Below are 16,245 nucleotides of genomic sequence, written 5' to 3'. Positions count from 1 at the left end.
TCGAAAACTCTGTTTAAAGGAAAGTTGAAATGCGTCACCGTCATGGTTTGCGTAAACTGAATCGTACGAGCAGCCACCGCCTGGCAATGCTGCGTAACATGTCGAACTCGCTGCTGCAGCACGAAGCGATCAAGACCACGCTGCCGAAGGCCAAGGAACTGCGTAAGGTCGTCGAGCCCCTCATCACGCTGGGCAAGAAGGACTCCGTTGCCAACCGTCGTCTGGCGTTCAACCGCCTGCGCGATCGTGAAATGGTCACCAAGCTGTTCAACGAACTGGGTCCGCGTTTCGCCAACCGTCCGGGCGGCTACCTGCGTATCCTGAAGATGGGTTTCCGCGTGGGCGACAACGCGCCGATGGCTTTCGTCGAACTGCTGGATCGTCCGGAAGTCGACACGGAAGCGCCGGAAGTCGCTGAGTAAGCGATTTGCGCGACGGTCTCTAGTGGGCCGTTAGCCGTTAAAAAAGCCAGGTCTTCGACCTGGCTTTTTGTTTTGTGCTTTGTCCGAGCGGGCATTAGTGCCTGTCTGGAATTGCGGGGGCACACGTACATGTTTCGCCATGTCGGTGTACAGTGAACAACCTCACACCCGCATGGTCTACCGCACATCATGGATGCCCTTCTTATCGTCATGACGACGTTTCCCGACGAAGCCAGTGCGGAAGCAGCCATCGACGGCATGCTCGTCGCCCGGCTGGCGGCGTGTGTGCAGCAGATGGCGCCGGTGCGTTCGAGCTATCGCTGGCAAGGCAAGCGTGAGACGAGCCTTGAAGTGCCGCTCATGATCAAAACAACTGCCGCGCGCTACGGCGCATTGGAGCAGTACATCAAGGAACACCATCCTTACGACGTACCGGAGATCGTTGCCTGGCCCGCCACGGCGGCACTTCCGGCTTATGCGCGTTGGGTGGAAGACGAGACGCGGGGGCAACTGCATGTTTGACGTGAAGAAGAGCGGCGCGCAGTCGTTGTGGGCAGCAGATCATGTGACGGGACAAGCCAGGCGGCACCGTCCGTTGCAAGGCGCGTCGCTCGCGTTAATGGTGTTAATGGCATTGACGATCCTGTTTGCCCTCGCGGCAGGACGCGCGCACGCCGCAGACGATTTCCTGGATCCGGACGTCGCATTCAAGGTGTCGAAGACGGAGCAACCCGGTGCCGTGTTGCTCCATTTCGAGGTCGCCAAAGGTTACTACCTTTATCGCGAGCGATTTGCATTTGCTGCGGATAGCGCTGCCACCATGCTCGGCGAACCGGCGTTCCCCAAGGGGGAGATCAAGCACGATGAAACCTTCGGCAAGGACATGGAGGTGTATCACGAGCCCATCGACGTTCGTATTCCCGTCAGTCGCACGGGCGGTCCCTTCACGTTGAATGTCACGATGCAGGGATGTGCGGACAAGGGGCTATGCTACCCGCCGATGGACAAGCCGTTGAAGATCGCCGGAGCGGCGATCGGCGGTGCCGGGTCAGGAGGCCCAAGCCCGGCGTCGGCCACAGCCCCGGGAAATCAGACATTGTTGGGAGGCAGCGCACAGCAGACGAGCCGCCCACAGTCAGCCACGGCGGCGGCGCCGGCAGTGCCGGCCAATGCGTCGAACGGATGGCTGTCCGCGCGCGACGACTATAGCGAGGCTGAGCGCATCCTCTCGGGAGGGAGTTTCGCGCTCGCATTGGCAATCTTCTTTGCGTTGGGTGTTGGTCTTGCGTTCACGCCTTGCGTGCTTCCTATGGTGCCAATTCTGCTCTCCATCGTGGCGGGCCAGGAAGCGAGCCGGGCAAAGGCAATACGTCTGGCGATTGCCTACGTCCTGGGTATGGCCATCGTCAACACGGTCATCGGGGTCGCGGCCGGACTGCTCGGCCAGGGCCTGATCGCTTTCCTGCAAGCCCCGTGGGTGCTCGTGCTCTTCGCGTTACTGATGGTGGTTTTGTCGCTGTCGATGTTCGGCATGTACGAGATTCAATTGCCTGCAGCGTTGCGTGATCGAATCGACGACGCTGCGCGCAAGCAGAAGTCGGGGCAGTGGATCGGTGCTGCGATGATGGGCGTGCTGTCGGGGCTGATCGTCAGCCCGTGTGTCACGGCGCCGCTGGCGGCAGCGCTCGCGTTCATTGCCAAGACGGGGGACGCTGTTTTTGGCGGTTCGGCACTCTTTGCCTTGTCGCTGGGAATGGGGTTGCCGCTCGTGATTCTCGCGGGTGGCGGCGGCACGTTGCTGCCGCGCGCAGGGGCCTGGATGGACGGTGTGAAACGCTTCTTCGGGTTCCTGCTGCTCGGTGTGGCGCTGTGGATTGTGCGTCCGCTGCTGAGTACGCCTGTGCTCCTGCTCGGTTGGGGCGTGCTCCTGCTGGTGGCGGCAACATTCATGCGCGTATTCGACAGCTTGCCGGACGGTGTCAGCAGCGCCCGCCGTTTGCTCAAGGGATTGGGCGTCGTTGCCGCGCTGCTGGGGGCCGTGGCGCTCGTCGGGGCGGCGGCGGGAGCGCGTGATCCGCTCACGCCATTGGCTGGTCTATCGGCCATGACGTCGGGAGGTGCCAACGCCGGGGCGGCCGTGACGGAGGGCGTCAAATTTCAGCGGGTGCGCAGTTTGGCCGAACTCGATCAGATGGTCGCAACGGCGGGACGTCCGGTGATGTTCGATTTCTATGCGGACTGGTGCATCAGTTGCAAGGAGATGGAGCGCTTCGTCTTCACGGATCCGCGTGTGAAGGGACGTCTGGACCAGATGGTGCTCGTACAGGCCGATGTCACGGCCAACAATGCTGACGATCAGGCGCTGCTCAAGCGATTTGGCTTGTTTGGACCGCCGGGGATCATCTTCTTCGATGAGAGCGGAAAAGAGGTGACGGGAACACGCGTCATCGGCGCGCAATCTGCCGACCAGTTCCTGCGCAGTCTGGATAAGGCGTTCGGGCCGGCGAGTTGAGCTGCCGACCCGAAGGCCCGAAGGCCCGAAGGCCCGAAGGCAGTTTATGCTTGCGCGCGAATAAGGCGTGCGGCGTCGAGGGCGAAGTACGTCAAAATGCCATCCGCACCAGCGCGCTTGAACGCAAGCAATGACTCCATCATTACCTTGTCGTGATCAAGCCAGCCGTTCTGAGCCGCCGCTTTGAGCATCGCGTACTCGCCGCTGACCTGATAGGCATAGGTAGGGAAGCGGAATTCATCCTTCACGCGACGCACGATGTCGAGATACGGCATGCCCGGCTTGACCATCACCATGTCTGCCCCCTCTTCGATATCGAGCGCGACCTCCCGGAGCGCCTCGTCCGAATTGGCGGGATCCATCTGGTACGTCATCTTGTTGCTCTTGCCGAGGTTGGCTGCCGAGCCGACGGCGTCACGGAACGGGCCATAGAACGCCGACGCGTACTTGGCGGCATAGGCCATGATGCGCGTATGGATGTGGCCGCCCGCTTCAAGTGCTTCACGGATGGCGCCAATGCGGCCGTCCATCATGTCGGACGGCGCCACGATGTCCACACCGGCTTCGGCCTGGGTGATGGCTTGCTGCACCAGAATCCGCGTCGTCACGTCATTGATGACATAGCCATTTTCGTCGAGTACACCGTCCTGGCCGTGGCTCGTGTATGGATCGAGCGCAACGTCCGTCAGTACCCCCAGATCCGGGAAGTGACGTTTGAGCTCGCGCACGGCGCGCGGAATCAGGCCCTCGGGATTCGTCGCCTCGATGCCATCGGGCGTCTTGAGCGACGACTCGATGTTCGGGAACAGCGAGATAACCGGCACGCCGAGCGTCACGCAGGTATCGGCGACGCGCATGAGTTCGTCGACAGAAACGCGCTCGACGCCAGGCATCGAGTCGACGGCCTCACGGCGTTTTTCACCTTCGAGCACGAACACCGGGTAGATGAGGTCGTCGCAGGTCAGGTGGTTTTCGCGCATCAGACGGCGCGAGAAGTCGTCGCGTCGCATGCGGCGCGGGCGAAGCAGGGGGTAGGAACTCATGCGATCGGTCCTTTGGACGAAGAATGGCGCGTCGGAAATTCCCGCGGTTCGGTCGCTTTGACGTGTCCCGAAATCAGAGCCGTCGTTGCGGTTGGCTCAACGATTCCGTAAGAGGGAAGGCGCGCAAAAAAGGGCGCTTGCCGGGAAACTTTCGAACGCATGGTATATCATACCAACCGGATGTTCGCACTGCGTGTGACGTCCCCCGCTTCTCCTCCCTGAGCGGGCGCCTGTCGTTCTACGATAAGGCTTATTTAAACCCGCCGTGCCTACACGGCGGTTTTTTTATGTGCGCCCGAATCGTTGCCGAACTTCCCGGTAACCTCCCCGATCACCCCACGTTCCGACAGCTTCTGACGGCTAACGTCCGTTCAGCCGATGGGCGACAGCCGCACCTCCCGGCCATCGGTATTTCCCGGAATCCGGCAGGTACGAGATGATTCGCCGCGACGATTTGTCGCGCTTGGGCGTGTCGTTCAACGGCGACTTTACGATGACGAAGCTGCGACTCGAATGGGCGTTTAAAACGGGGCGTCACATTGCGAGCCAACTGACTGTCGACAGCGCGAAGCCTTGTCGGCACGAGCGCCGCACGGACGGAGGCCGTCAAGGCGCTACTTCTTCGCGGCGTCGCGTGCCGGGATCGCCAGCCAGTCTTCGAGCACACGCTGAGCGGCATCGACGCCAGTACGCTTGAGGGAAGAGAACAACTGTGCGGTGAATTGCGGCGCGATGCTCGGATCCCCGGACGGCAGGCCGTCGGTGCGGGGAATTGCGGCCAGACGCTTCTGCGTCTCGCGCAGGACATTCGTGGATTCCTGACGCGTGAGCTTGTCGGCTTTGGTCAGTAGCGCGTGGATGGGGCGTCCCGTCGGCAAAAACCAGTCGATCAGTTCGCAGTCGAGGTCGGTGAACGGACGGCGAGAGTCCATGACGAGCACGAGTCCGCGCAACTGGGGGCGCTGCACCAGATAGTCGCCAAGCAACTGTTGCCAGTGCACTTTCACGCCCCCGCCGACCTCGGCGTAACCGTAACCCGGCAGGTCGACGAGGTAGCCGTACAGATGCTCGAGGTGGGCAATCTCGAAATAGTTGATGTGCTGGGTGCGGCCCGGCGTCTTGCTCGAGAAGGCCAGACGCTTCTGATTGCACAGAATGTTCAGCGCGCTGGACTTGCCCGCATTCGAGCGGCCCGCGAAGGCGACCTCGGGCACGGCCGTGGGCGGTAGGTCGCGCAGATGATTGACGGTCGTGAAGAAGCGGGCTTGATGAAGTAAGGACATGACGGAAACCGGGGGAGCGCCGCAGCCACCGGAATCGGGCCACAACGCGGGAGCAGGCACGCAAAACGGCGAGTTGGCGACTCACCGGCGAGAGGCCGGGAAGCCCCGCACTGCGGCCTTCTACATGGAAATCCCCTAAAGCCGGGGAAAGTCTTTATTGTACAATATGAAAGTTAACCTTGGCCTTGCCAAGGCTTGCCCGAACGTCTCGCGCGCCGTGAGGTTGGAGGAGAAACACGGCGTCGGACGGTGAGTTCGAACGACCGATTTCCCGACAAAACAGATATAAGGTGTGCGAATGAACCGAGGAGTGTGGAAGTCTCTCGCTGCAACACCGTTGGCGCTGGCATGCATTCTTCTGAGCGGCGCCGCACAGGCCGCCGAGCCGCAGACGCCCGCCAAACCCGACCTGGCCCGTGGGCAGGCCATTGCCAGTCAGGTCTGTGCCTCCTGCCATGCGCCGGACGGCAATAGCACCGGTGGGGCTTATCCGAAGTTAGCCGGTCAGCATTCCGAATATCTTTACAAGCAGCTCGTCGACTTCAAGGCGCAGCCCGGCAAGACCGCCGCGCGCAACAACCCCATCATGGCCGGCATGGTCGCGGCATTGTCCGATCAGGACATGCGCAATGTGTCAGCGTACTTTGCCTCGCAGACGCCGAAGCCGGGCGCCGCCCGCAACAAAGACACCGTGCCGCTCGGCGAGAAGATCTACCGGGGCGGTATCGCCGAGAAAGGCGTGCCGGCCTGTGCCGCGTGTCACGGCCCGACGGGCGCCGGCATGCCGGCGCAATACCCGCGTCTGTCCGGGCAGTGGGCGGAGTACACCGCAGCCCAACTCGTGGCTTTCCGCGACGAGACGCGCGGCAATAACGCCCCGATGCACACCATCGGCGGTCGTTTGTCCGACAAGGAAATCAAAGCCGTGGCGGATTACGTCGCCGGTTTGCGCTGATGGTGACGTTCGGGAGCCCTGCCCTGACACCATGTGAATGTCAGGGTATATTCGCTGACTTATAACGAAACCGGCTGCGGCGCCGCAAGGCGAGCGGATCGAACTGGTTTAGCATACACAGGGTGGCGGGCGCGTGAGACACGCGTCCCCGCCCTTTTTTGTTGTCGGAAACAGGATGAGCATCAGTACCTCGGGAATGCAGATCAAGGGAGCGCAACGATGGGTGCGCGATGGCGTTGAGCTTGTCAGCTCGATGCGTTTCGCCATCAGTTTGCTCACCGTGCTCGCGATTGCCAGCATCGTCGGCACTGTGCTCAAGCAGGGCGACCCCTACCCTAACTACGTCAATCAGTTCGGTCCGTTCTGGGCCGATGTCTTCCGCTCGCTCGGTCTGTACACTGTGTACAGTTCGTGGTGGTTCCTGCTGATCCTGTTCTTCCTGATGGCGTCGACGACGTTATGCATTGTGCGTAACGCGCCGAAGATGATCGCCGACATTCGTAGCTGGCGCGACCACGTACGCGAAGGGAGCCTTCGCGCTTTCGGACACAAGGCCGAGTTCAGCGGCGCAGCGCCGCGCGCCGACATACTCACGCGCCTGACCGGCTATCTCGGGCACCGGGGTTATCGCTTCGTCGTACGCGAGCGCGACGGCGCGACGCTCGTCGCGGCCAAGGCCGGCGCGATCAACAAGATCGGCTATATCTTTGCGCACAGTGCGATCGTCATCATCTGTCTGGGGGGGCTGGTCGACAGCGACCTGCTCATCCGCGCTCAGATGGCGCTCTTCGGTAAGTCGCCGCTTCAGGGCAACGCCGTCATTGCGCAAATCCCCGAGACGCACCGTCTTTCGCCAAATAATCCCGCGTTTCGCGGCTACGCATTCGTACCGGAAGGCGGCAAGTCGACGACGGCGATTCTGAATTTTCAGGACGGCTCGGTCGTGCAGGACCTGCCGTTCTCCATCGAGCTAAAGAAATTTCACGTCGACTATTACTCGACGGGCATGCCCAAGCTGTTCGCGAGCGATATCGTCGTGACCGACCCCGAGACCGGCAAGACGATGAACGCCACGGTGAAGGTCAACGAGCCGTTCATTTACAAGGGCGTCGCGATCTATCAGTCGAGCTTCGAGGATGGTGGCAGCAAGCTGAAACTGACCGGCTACCCGATGCGCGGCGCGACCGATCGCGCCTTCGCGTTCTCCGGTGACATCGGCGGCTCGACGCAACTGCGCGGCGGCGCAGCGGGCAAGGACGAATACACGGTCGAGTTCAGCGATTTTCGCGCCATCAACGTCGAGAACATCAGTAACGGCCGTGGTGAGCGCGATGCGCGCGGCGTCGCCCGCAAGTCGATGCGTGACGAATTGAGCGCGCAACTCGGTTCCGGAGCGCGCACGGATCTGGGCAAGGACCTGCGCAACGTCGGTCCGTCGGTGCAGTACAAGGTGCGAGATCGCAGCGGCCAGGCGAAGGAGTACCGCAACTACATGCTGCCGATTCTCGTGGAAGACGGTGAACGCGTGTTCATGACGGGCGTGCGCGATACCCCGGACGGGCCGTTCCAGTATCTGCGCATTCCGGCGGATGCCGAAGGTTCCGTCAAACAGTGGATGTTGTTGCGCGCCGCACTTCAGGATGACGGTGCCCGTGCCGAGGCTGCTCGTCGCTTCGCGGCGCAATCGTTGCCGTCGCAGACGTCGGCCGAATTGCGGGGGCAGTTGCAGGAAAGCGCCAAGCGCGAGCTCGATTTGTTCTCGGGCGCGATGCCGGCAAGCAAGAGTGGTCACGCGACGGGCGGCTTGCAGGCCATTGCGGAATTCGTGAACGAGAAAGTGCCGCCGGATCAGCAATCGAGCGCGGCGGACATGTTCCGACGGATTCTCGACGGGACAATTTGGCAACTGTGGCAGGTGGCCCGCGAACAGGCGGGACTGCCGGCCGTCGCGCCGTCGCCCGAGACCGAACGATTCGTGCATACGGCCACCAACGCGTTGTCCGACAACTTTCTGTATGACGCACCGGTGTTCCTGCAACTCGACTCGTTCGACCAGATCCAGGCAAGCGTCTTCCAGCTCACGCGCTCTCCGGGCAAGAAGATCGTGTATCTTGGCAGCTTGCTGCTCGTGCTTGGCATCTTCTCGATGTTCTACGTGCGCGAGCGGCGGTTGTGGCTGTGGGTCAAGGACACGCCCGAAGGCGGCAGTTCGGTGTTGATGGCCGTGTCGACCACGCGTCGCACGCTGGATTTCGAAAAGGAATTCGCCCGCACGAAGGCGGAGATGGACGAGATCGTCACAAAACGATGAAGGTGAGACAGATGGAGCTATCCCAGGGCTATTCAGAGATCTCGTGGCTGCGACGCCGCAGCATCGGCGACTGGCTGTTCGCGCTGGCGCTCGCGCTCGGCGCGGGCTTCGCGCTCAATCGCTACGGCCATCACATGGATTATTACGAGCACACGATTCTGGTGCTCTCGGTGCCGACCTTTGCATTGCTCGGCTGGCACTGGCGGTCGGTGCGTTGGCTGATGGCGGGGATCGCGATTCTCGCGCTCGCGGGCATTGGCATGTATCACCACGACCTGGCGCGCGCCGATCAGGCGTTCTTTCTCAAGTATTTCCTGTCGAGTCAGTCCGCCATCCTGTGGATGAGCGCACTGTTCTTCCTCGCGACGCTCTTCTATTGGGGCGGTCTGCTCGCCCGCTCGCCGTTCGGCGCGAGCGTCGGCTCGTCGCTGTGCTGGGCGGCCGTGCTGCTGGGCTTCACCGGCATGATGGTGCGATGGTACGAGTCGTATCTCGTCGGGTCGGATGTGGGGCATATCCCCATCTCCAATCTGTACGAAGTGTTCGTGCTCTTCTGCCTGATCACCGCGCTGTTCTATCTGTATTACGAGCAACGCTACGAAACGCGCTCGCTCGGCCCGTTCGTCCTGCTCGTGATCAGCGCGGCCGTCGGTTTCAACCTGTGGTACAGCGTGGCGCGAAGCGCGTATGAAATTCAGCCGCTCGTGCCCGCGCTGCAAAGCTGGTGGATGAAGATCCACGTGCCGGCCAACTTTATCGGCTACGGCACGTTTGCGCTCGCTGCGATGGTCGCTGTCGCGTATCTGCTCAAGTCAGGCGAGAACAAGCGCCTGGTCGCAAGCGGCAAGCAAGCCGACAGCGGGTTCTTCTCGTCGCGTCTGCCGTCGCTCGAATTGCTCGACGACGTGATGTACAAGGCCATCGCCGTCGGGTTCGCCTTCTTCACGATCGCCACGATTCTCGGTGCGCTGTGGGCCGCAGACGCCTGGGGCGGCTATTGGAGCTGGGACCCGAAGGAGACGTGGGCGCTGATTGTCTGGCTGAACTATGCGGCCTGGCTTCACATGCGTTTGATGAAGGGACTGCGCGGCGTTGTCGCGGCGTGGTGGTCGTTGACCGGATTGCTGATCACGACGTTCGCATTCCTTGGCGTGAACATGTTCCTGTCGGGTTTGCATAGCTACGGACAACTCTGACCCCCCCCCGGTTGCCCGCAGCACAGGCTTGAGAAGCCGCCGCACGCGAGTGTCGGCGGCTTTTTTCGTCGTGTCGTATGATTTGCCGCACTGTGCCCGGCGGAACAGCCCCACGCGCGAGCCGGTCTCAGCGGGTATCGCGCTGGTATCGCGCCGGTATCGCGCCGGTATCGGCTGGCGGTGACTGATCGTCGGTGCCGGCATCGGCGAGCGCAGGCCGCAGGGGGGGGGCCGCGACAGTCGCGGCAACAATGGCAAGGCGAGCACGTCCGGAGGGCATCATGAGTACGAACAAGTCGACACTGCGCGGCACGGATATCCCGGCGAGCAGCATTACGCCGCGAGAGGTGGCGACGGGACGGCGGCGCTTTTTGCAGGCGTCCGGTCTCGGGCTGACAGGCCTTGGCGGCGCTGCGCTGGGTGTTCTGCCATCGGGCGTGCTTGCGGCCGACAGCCCGGGTACCGGCTTGGCCAGGCTTTCAGCCACACGCAATACCCGCTACGTCGTGACGGACAAGCCGACCGACGTCAAAGATGTCACCACCTACAACAATTTCTACGAATTCGGCACGGACAAGTCCGACCCGTCGCGCTATGCGGGCACGCTCAGGCCGCGTCCGTGGCAGGTGGCAATCGAGGGCGAGGTGAAGCAGCCGAAGGTCTACGATCTCGATGCGCTGCTCAAGCTCGCACCGCTCGAAGAGCGGGTATACCGGCACCGTTGTGTCGAGGGCTGGTCGATGGTCATTCCCTGGATCGGCTATTCCTTGTCCGAACTGATCAGGCAGGTGCAGCCAACGGGCAACGCGAAGTACGTTGAATTCGTCACGCTGGCCGATCCCAAGCAGATGCCCGGCCTGTCATACCCGGTGTTGAGCTGGCCGTACGTGGAGGGCCTGCGCATGGACGAGGCCATGCATCCGCTGTCGTTGCTGACGTTCGGCCTGTACGGCGAGGTGCTGCCGAATCAGAATGGCGCGCCGGTGCGCATGGCGGTGCCCTGGAAATACGGATTCAAGAGTGCGAAGTCCATTGTGAAGATCCGTTTTGTCGAGAGGATGCCGTTGACGAGTTGGAATCGCGCCGCCTCGCACGAGTACGGCTTCTACTCGAACGTGAATCCCGACGTGGATCATCCGCGCTGGAGCCAGGCCACTGAGCGTCGTATCGGCGAAGGCGGCATTTTCACGCCCAAACGAAAGACGTTGATGTTCAATGGCTATGGCGACCAGGTGGCGAGCCTGTATCAGGGTATGGACCTGCGTAAGTTTTTCTGAGCCGACACACTGTGCCGACATCCCCCTCCGAGCCTCCTGCAAAATTGCCCCGTGCCGGCACTGCGACTGCGAATGCATCGGCAGGGCAGCGGCCTGCACAACGCTGGGTCGCGTGGACGAAGGTCGTCGTCTTCAGCGTGGCGCTGTTGCCGTTGCTGCGGCTCGTGCTCTACGGATTCACGGACCAGCTGGGTGCGAACCCCGTCGAATTCATCACGCGCTCGACGGGAACGTGGACGCTGGTAATGCTCTGCATCACCCTTGCCGTGACGCCCCTGCGGCGATTGACCGGCTTCGCGTGGTGGCTACGTTTTCGTCGCATGCTCGGCCTCTTCGCGTTCTTTTACGGCGCTCTGCATTTCGCCACGTACTTCTGGCTGGACCAGTGGTTCGACTGGATCAGCATCCTGCGTGACGTCACGGGGAAACGGCCATTCATTACGGTGGGATTTGCGGCGTTCGTCCTGATGGTGCCATTGGCACTGACATCCCCACACGCGATGGTCAGACGTCTGGGCGGGCGGCGCTGGCAACGGCTGCACCGCGCAATTTACGCGGTCGCTGTGCTGGCGATCCTGCACTACTGGTGGATGAAGGCGGGCAAAAACGATCTTGCCCAGCCGGCGATCTATGCGATCGTGGTGGCGGGCCTGCTCGGCACCCGTTTGTTCTGGGCGCTTCGCAGGTGGCGAACGGCGAGCGGCAGGCGCTAGGTAGAGACCGGCGGATCAGGCGCCAGTGGGCAACAGGCGTTCGCCGGCGAACAGCGATTCGACCGTTTCACGTTCGCGTACGAGGTGGGCTTCGTTACCGTCGACCATGACTTCGGCGGCGCGCGGACGCGTGTTGTAGTTCGAGCTCATCGTGAAGCCATAGGCGCCGGCGGAGCGAATGGCGAGCAGATCGCCGGGCACAATGGCGAGTTCGCGGTCCCGGCCGAGCCAGTCGCCGCTCTCGCATACGGGGCCGACGACGTCATACGTAGCGACCTCACCGGTGCGGCGCTCGACCGGATCGATGCCGTGATATGCCTCGTACATGGCGGGGCGCGCCAAATCGTTCATTGCCGCATCGACGATGGCGAAGTTCTTCGTCTCGCCGGGCTTCAGGAATTCGACACGTGTGAGCAGCACGCCGGCGTTGCCGACCAGCGAGCGACCCGGCTCAAACAGCACCCGACGATGGCCGTGACCGCGCTGGGCGATGTGATCGAGCAGCGTGGTCGCGAACGCCGTGATGTCCGGGGGCGTTTCGTCCGTATAGGTGATACCCAGTCCGCCGCCCACATCGATGTGATGCAGCGAGATGCCTGCGGACTCGAGCTTTTCGACCAGATCGAGCACTTTGTCGGTAGCGTCGAGATACGGCGAGATTTCGGTGATTTGCGAGCCGATATGGCAGTCGATGCCAACCACCTCCAGGTTCGGCATCGCGGCCGCCGCGCGGTAGGCGTCAAACGCTTCTTCGTACGCCACCCCGAACTTGTTGCCGCGCAGCCCCGTCGAGATGTAGGGGTGTGTCTTGGCGTCGACATTCGGATTCACACGTAGCGACACGCGCGCGCGTTTGCCGACTTGCCCCGCCACTTCATTGAGCCGGTCGAGTTCCGGACGCGACTCCACGTTGAAGCAGAAGACGTCCTTTTCCAGCGCGTAGCGCATTTCGTCGGCATGCTTTCCCACGCCCGAAAACACGGCGCGCCTCGGGTCGCCGCCAGCGGCGATCACGCGGGCCAGTTCTCCGGCCGATACGATGTCGAAGCCGGCGCCCAGCTTGGCGAACACGCCGAGTACCGCAAGGTTCGAGTTGGCCTTGGCGGCGTAATGCACCGCTGCATTGCGGCCTTCGCATGCCTTGGCGTAGGCCTGATAAGCATTCGTCAGGGCGGCCTTCGAATAGACGTAAAGCGGCGTGCCGAAGCGCTCCGCGAGGGCGGGCAGGGCTACGCCTTCGGCATGGAGTACGTCGTCGCGGTAGGAAAAGATGGCGTCGGACATCGCAAAAACTCGGTAAACAAGTGGGGCAACGGAGACGACGGGAGCCCATGGCTCAACAACGGGTGCCGGTGATGCCGAAGTCGTCTCGCTTCGACAATTCATGATCGACCTAGCGTGACGTCGGTCAAACGCGGCGCAATGTCGATCAATGTCGGCTAATTTCGCTTATTCCGGTTTTGCGGCCGGCAGCGACGCAGCGGGCGGCACCTCGACCGACGGTCCACGTTGCGGCTCGGGCACGAGCGGCGGCGGCGGAACCGGCGCTCCCACAGGCGGGGTCGGTTTCACCGGACGCGCCGGCAGGTACAACGGGCCGGCCTGGCCACAGCCCGCCAATACGCTCAAAAGGGCAATCGACGCTACAATCGCGCAGGTTCGAATAGGTGCAGTCATGGGGGTATCGCCGCGTGGTGCGGCATGCAAGCGATGACGCAAACCGTGGAGTTTAGCATGACGGAAAGTGAATTCCTGGCGCTCGCAGAGGCAGTGCTGGCGCAGGTCGAGGCGGCTGTCGAGGCGGTCGTCGACGACAGTGACGTAGACATCGATTGCGAGCGCACTGGCAACGTGCTGACGCTCGAATTCGACGACGGTAGCAAGATCATCGTCAATGTTCAGACACCGATGAGCGAGATCTGGATCGCCGCCCGTTCAGGTGGCTTCCACTTCCGCCTGAAGGGCGACAAGTGGCGCGATACGCGCGACGACTCCGAACTGTTCGAAGCCTTGTCGCGCTTTGCATCGCAGCAGGCCGGCGAGACCGTGACGCTTCAGGCCGGCTGATTCACGGGCGCGTCAAGGCTTGCTGTTAAACATATCCAGGATACGCTGACGTTCCTGTCGGTCGACCGGGGCAGGTGCTGGCGCCGGTCCCGACTGCGCCGGCATCTGACCGGGCAGTGCACCCGATGGCCCTGGCGACGCCGAGCCGTCCGGCGCCGGTTCTGCGCTCAGTCCCACCGTGCTGACGGCACGTCCCGGCGGATAGTCGTCATAGAAGTAGTCGCCGTTCGCCTGAATGATGCCCGGCGGCATCGGGCGCGTTGCCTCCGGTACGCCACGCAGCGCCTTCGACATGTAGTCGATCCAGATCGGCAGCGCCAAGCCGCCACCGGTTTCCCGATCCCCCAGGTTTCGCGGCTGATCGAAGCCAATCCAGGCCACACCCACCAACTGAGACTGATAGCCCGCGAACCACGCGTCGTGCGAGTCGTTCGTCGTGCCAGTCTTGCCCGCGAGATCGCTGCGCTTGAGCGCATTGGTTTTGGCCGCCGTACCGCGCGTTGCTACGTCGTGCAGCATCGAATTCATGAGGAACGCATTGCGCGCCGGAATGGCGCGGATCGACTCGTCCCCGGCCGTGGTCGGCTTTTCTTCCATGATGACGCTGCCCTTCGAGTCCGTGATGCGGGCTACGATAAACGGATTTACCCGGAAGCCGCCGTTCGCGAACACCGCATAGCCGCTAGCCATCTGCAATGGTGTGACCATGCCGGCACCCAGCGCCATCGGCAGGTAGGCGGGATGCTTGTCCGCTTCGAACCCGAATCGGCCGATGAACTTCTGCGCGTACCCGGGCGTAATGCTCTGAAGAATACGAATCGAGACGAGGTTGCGCGAGCGCATCAACGCGACGCGCATCGGTTCAGGTCCATCGAAGCCGCCGCCGTAATTCTTCGGCTCCCATGGCTGTCCACCGGTTTGCGCCGCCGTGAAATACAGCGGTGCGTCATTGATGATGGTTGCCGGTGCGAATCCCTTTTCAAGCGCAGCCGAGTAGATGAACGGCTTGAAGCTCGACCCCGGCTGCCGCCATGCCTGCGTGACGTGATTGAACTTGTTCCGGTTGAAGTCGAAGCCGCCGACGAGCGAACGGATCGCGCCATTCTGCGGATCGAGCGAGACGAACGCCGCTTCGATGTCGGGCATCTGCACGATGCGCCAGTTCTCCTTGGCGTCCTTCGTCACGCGAATCACCGAGCCTGCGCGAATCTTCTGCTTGGGCTGCGCCTTGGCACTCAGGCCAGCGGCGGCAAAGCGCAGTCCGTCCCCGGTAACGGTGACATCGTCGCCGTTGAGCAGTACCGCTTTCACTTGCTGCGGCGTTGCCGACAGGACCACGGCCGCGACCATGTCGCCGCTGTCGGGGTGCTCCACCAGGGTGTCGTCGATCAGTTGCTCGCGTTCGTCCTTGCCGTCCGGCAGATCGATATTGGCTTCGGGGCCGCGATAGCCATGGCGCAATTCGTACGCCATGACGCCGGCGCGTAGCGCTTCGTACGCCGCTTCCTGATCCGCCGAATTAATGGTCGTGTAGACGTTGAAGCCACGCGTGTAAATCTCGTCCTTGAACTGTGCGTAGAGCAGTTGGCGCACCATTTCCGCAACGTATCCGGCATGCACGCTGAACTCGCTGCCCAGCCCCCGCACGACCATCTCTTGCGCAATCGCCTGGTCGTACTCGGCTTTCGACACGTACCCAAGGTCGTACATGCGCTTCAGGATGTATTCCTGGCGCACACGCGCGCGCTTGTAATTGACGATCGGGTTGTACGCCGAAGGCGCCTTCGGCAGTCCGGCGAGCATGGCGGCTTCCGCGAGCGTGATGTCCTTCAGGTCCTTGCCGAAATACACGCGTGCCGCACTGGCGAAGCCATATGCCCGCTCGCCGAGGTAGATCTGATTCATGTAGAGCTCAAGAATCTGATCTTTCGACAGGCGCGATTCGATCTTGTAGGCAAGCAGAGCTTCATAGATCTTGCGCGTGTACGTCTTCTCGCTAGACAGGAAGAAGTTGCGCGCGACCTGCATCGTGATCGTGCTGGCGCCCTGTGAGGAACCGCCACGCGTGAAGTTCGCCACGCCTGCACGGAAGATGCCGATGAAATCCACGCCGCCGTGCTGATAGAAACGGTCGTCCTCGATGGCAAGCACGGCTTTCTTCATGACGTCGGGAATGTCGGCAAAGCGCACGAGATTTCGGCGCTCCTCGCCGAACTCACCGATCTGGATCTCATCAGCGGTGTAAATGCGCAACGGAATCTTCGGCCGGTAATCGACGATGGTGTCCAGTGACGGCAACTGCGGCGTCATGACGACCAGAACGTACCCCGCGAGCAACGCGCCACATACGACCATCGCAGCGATAAGGCCGACGAACCAAAGGGCGAGGCGCAGCCAGATGGAGCGGCGCGGTTTGGGCGGACGCTTGTCGCGGGGTGTCTCGGTTTGGGGTGTGCTTGCCATGGG

General features: G+C 62.2%; 14 protein-coding genes. 9 read left to right on the top strand and 5 right to left on the bottom strand.

Going from position 1 to position 16,245, the window contains the following annotated elements; translation table 11 throughout:
• Positions 1-29: 29 nt before the first annotated feature.
• The 3 genes from rplQ to dsbD all read left to right on the top strand — a co-directional run bounded on the left by rplQ (position 30) and on the right by dsbD (position 2,934).
• A complete protein-coding gene (gene rplQ, locus UC34_RS22845) occupies positions 30-422 on the top strand; it encodes a 50S ribosomal protein L17 (protein WP_039393695.1) in 393 nt (130 codons plus the stop codon).
• A gap of 189 nt (positions 423-611) precedes the next feature.
• Positions 612-944, top strand: a complete 333-nt coding sequence (gene cutA / locus UC34_RS22840; RefSeq protein ID WP_044457323.1) for a divalent-cation tolerance protein CutA — start codon at positions 612-614, stop codon at positions 942-944.
• A 97-nt stretch (positions 945-1,041) separates the two neighbouring features.
• Positions 1,042-2,934, top strand: a complete 1,893-nt coding sequence (gene dsbD, locus UC34_RS22835) for a protein-disulfide reductase DsbD (RefSeq protein WP_044458583.1) — start codon at positions 1,042-1,044, stop codon at positions 2,932-2,934.
• A gap of 44 nt (positions 2,935-2,978) precedes the next feature.
• Here the strand turns inward: dsbD and hemB are convergent, their stop codons facing one another.
• Positions 2,979-3,977, bottom strand: coding sequence for a porphobilinogen synthase (hemB, locus tag UC34_RS22830; protein ID WP_044457322.1), 999 nt, complete (start codon positions 3,975-3,977; stop codon positions 2,979-2,981).
• A gap of 614 nt (positions 3,978-4,591) precedes the next feature.
• Entirely contained in the window at positions 4,592-5,260 is a 669-nt protein-coding gene (gene yihA, locus UC34_RS22825) for a ribosome biogenesis GTP-binding protein YihA/YsxC (protein WP_044457321.1), read from the bottom strand.
• A 298-nt stretch (positions 5,261-5,558) separates the two neighbouring features.
• On the opposite strand from yihA, the gene UC34_RS22820 reads away from it, so the two are divergent.
• The 5 genes from UC34_RS22820 to msrQ all read left to right on the top strand — a co-directional run bounded on the left by UC34_RS22820 (position 5,559) and on the right by msrQ (position 11,712).
• Positions 5,559-6,215: a c-type cytochrome gene (locus UC34_RS22820; RefSeq protein WP_044457320.1), complete on the top strand. Its 657-nt coding sequence runs from the start codon at positions 5,559-5,561 to the stop codon at positions 6,213-6,215.
• 175 nt (positions 6,216-6,390) lie between these two features.
• Complete coding sequence (locus UC34_RS22815; RefSeq protein ID WP_044457319.1) at positions 6,391-8,526, top strand: cytochrome c biogenesis protein ResB; 2,136 nt, start codon at positions 6,391-6,393, stop codon at positions 8,524-8,526.
• 11 nt (positions 8,527-8,537) lie between these two features.
• On the top strand, positions 8,538-9,722 hold the full coding sequence (ccsB, locus tag UC34_RS22810; RefSeq protein WP_044458582.1) for a c-type cytochrome biogenesis protein CcsB: 1,185 nt from the start codon (positions 8,538-8,540) through the stop codon (positions 9,720-9,722).
• Between the two features lie 281 nt (positions 9,723-10,003).
• The gene (gene msrP, locus UC34_RS22805; protein ID WP_044457318.1) at positions 10,004-10,999 is read left to right on the top strand and encodes a protein-methionine-sulfoxide reductase catalytic subunit MsrP; all 996 of its coding nucleotides are present in this window, start codon (positions 10,004-10,006) and stop codon (positions 10,997-10,999) included.
• Positions 11,000-11,010: 11 nt separating this feature from the next.
• On the top strand, positions 11,011-11,712 hold the full coding sequence (msrQ, locus tag UC34_RS22800; protein WP_084070909.1) for a protein-methionine-sulfoxide reductase heme-binding subunit MsrQ: 702 nt from the start codon (positions 11,011-11,013) through the stop codon (positions 11,710-11,712).
• A 15-nt stretch (positions 11,713-11,727) separates the two neighbouring features.
• Here the strand turns inward: msrQ and lysA are convergent, their stop codons facing one another.
• Complete coding sequence (gene lysA, locus UC34_RS22795; protein WP_044457316.1) at positions 11,728-12,996, bottom strand: diaminopimelate decarboxylase; 1,269 nt, start codon at positions 12,994-12,996, stop codon at positions 11,728-11,730.
• Between the two features lie 165 nt (positions 12,997-13,161).
• Positions 13,162-13,389 carry an LPS translocon maturation chaperone LptM gene (gene lptM / locus UC34_RS25945; protein ID WP_072617528.1) on the bottom strand — a complete coding sequence of 76 codons (228 nt, stop codon included), beginning with the start codon at positions 13,387-13,389 and terminating at the stop codon, positions 13,162-13,164.
• A gap of 57 nt (positions 13,390-13,446) precedes the next feature.
• On the opposite strand from lptM, the gene cyaY reads away from it, so the two are divergent.
• Entirely contained in the window at positions 13,447-13,779 is a 333-nt protein-coding gene (cyaY, locus tag UC34_RS22785; protein WP_044458581.1) for an iron donor protein CyaY, read from the top strand.
• A 12-nt stretch (positions 13,780-13,791) separates the two neighbouring features.
• Here cyaY and UC34_RS22780 read toward each other — a convergent pair whose 3' ends face one another.
• Positions 13,792-16,242 (bottom strand): penicillin-binding protein 1A, encoded by a 2,451-nt coding sequence (locus tag UC34_RS22780; RefSeq protein ID WP_044457314.1) that lies wholly within the window; start codon positions 16,240-16,242, stop codon positions 13,792-13,794.
• Between the last annotated feature and the right edge of the window lie 3 nt (positions 16,243-16,245).

This window comes from Pandoraea vervacti, assembly GCF_000934605.2.
Classification (GTDB): domain Bacteria; phylum Pseudomonadota; class Gammaproteobacteria; order Burkholderiales; family Burkholderiaceae; genus Pandoraea; species Pandoraea vervacti.
The sequence above is the reverse complement of the archived record's forward strand: the minus strand, read 5'-3'. Positions and strand labels throughout refer to the sequence as shown.

Coding starts and splice junctions, on each gene's coding strand:
- rplQ (WP_039393695.1), top strand. CDS start 30: ATGCGTCACCGTCATGGTTTGCGTAAACTGAATCGTACGAGCAGCCAC.
- cutA (WP_044457323.1), top strand. CDS start 612: ATGGATGCCCTTCTTATCGTCATGACGACGTTTCCCGACGAAGCCAGT.
- dsbD (WP_044458583.1), top strand. CDS start 1,042: ATGGTGTTAATGGCATTGACGATCCTGTTTGCCCTCGCGGCAGGACGC.
- hemB (WP_044457322.1), bottom strand. CDS start 3,977: ATGAGTTCCTACCCCCTGCTTCGCCCGCGCCGCATGCGACGCGACGAC.
- yihA (WP_044457321.1), bottom strand. CDS start 5,260: ATGTCCTTACTTCATCAAGCCCGCTTCTTCACGACCGTCAATCATCTG.
- UC34_RS22820 (WP_044457320.1), top strand. CDS start 5,559: ATGAACCGAGGAGTGTGGAAGTCTCTCGCTGCAACACCGTTGGCGCTG.
- UC34_RS22815 (WP_044457319.1), top strand. CDS start 6,391: ATGAGCATCAGTACCTCGGGAATGCAGATCAAGGGAGCGCAACGATGG.
- ccsB (WP_044458582.1), top strand. CDS start 8,538: ATGGAGCTATCCCAGGGCTATTCAGAGATCTCGTGGCTGCGACGCCGC.
- msrP (WP_044457318.1), top strand. CDS start 10,004: ATGAGTACGAACAAGTCGACACTGCGCGGCACGGATATCCCGGCGAGC.
- lysA (WP_044457316.1), bottom strand. CDS start 12,996: ATGTCCGACGCCATCTTTTCCTACCGCGACGACGTACTCCATGCCGAA.
- lptM (WP_072617528.1), bottom strand. CDS start 13,389: ATGACTGCACCTATTCGAACCTGCGCGATTGTAGCGTCGATTGCCCTT.
- cyaY (WP_044458581.1), top strand. CDS start 13,447: ATGACGGAAAGTGAATTCCTGGCGCTCGCAGAGGCAGTGCTGGCGCAG.
- UC34_RS22780 (WP_044457314.1), bottom strand. CDS start 16,242: ATGGCAAGCACACCCCAAACCGAGACACCCCGCGACAAGCGTCCGCCC.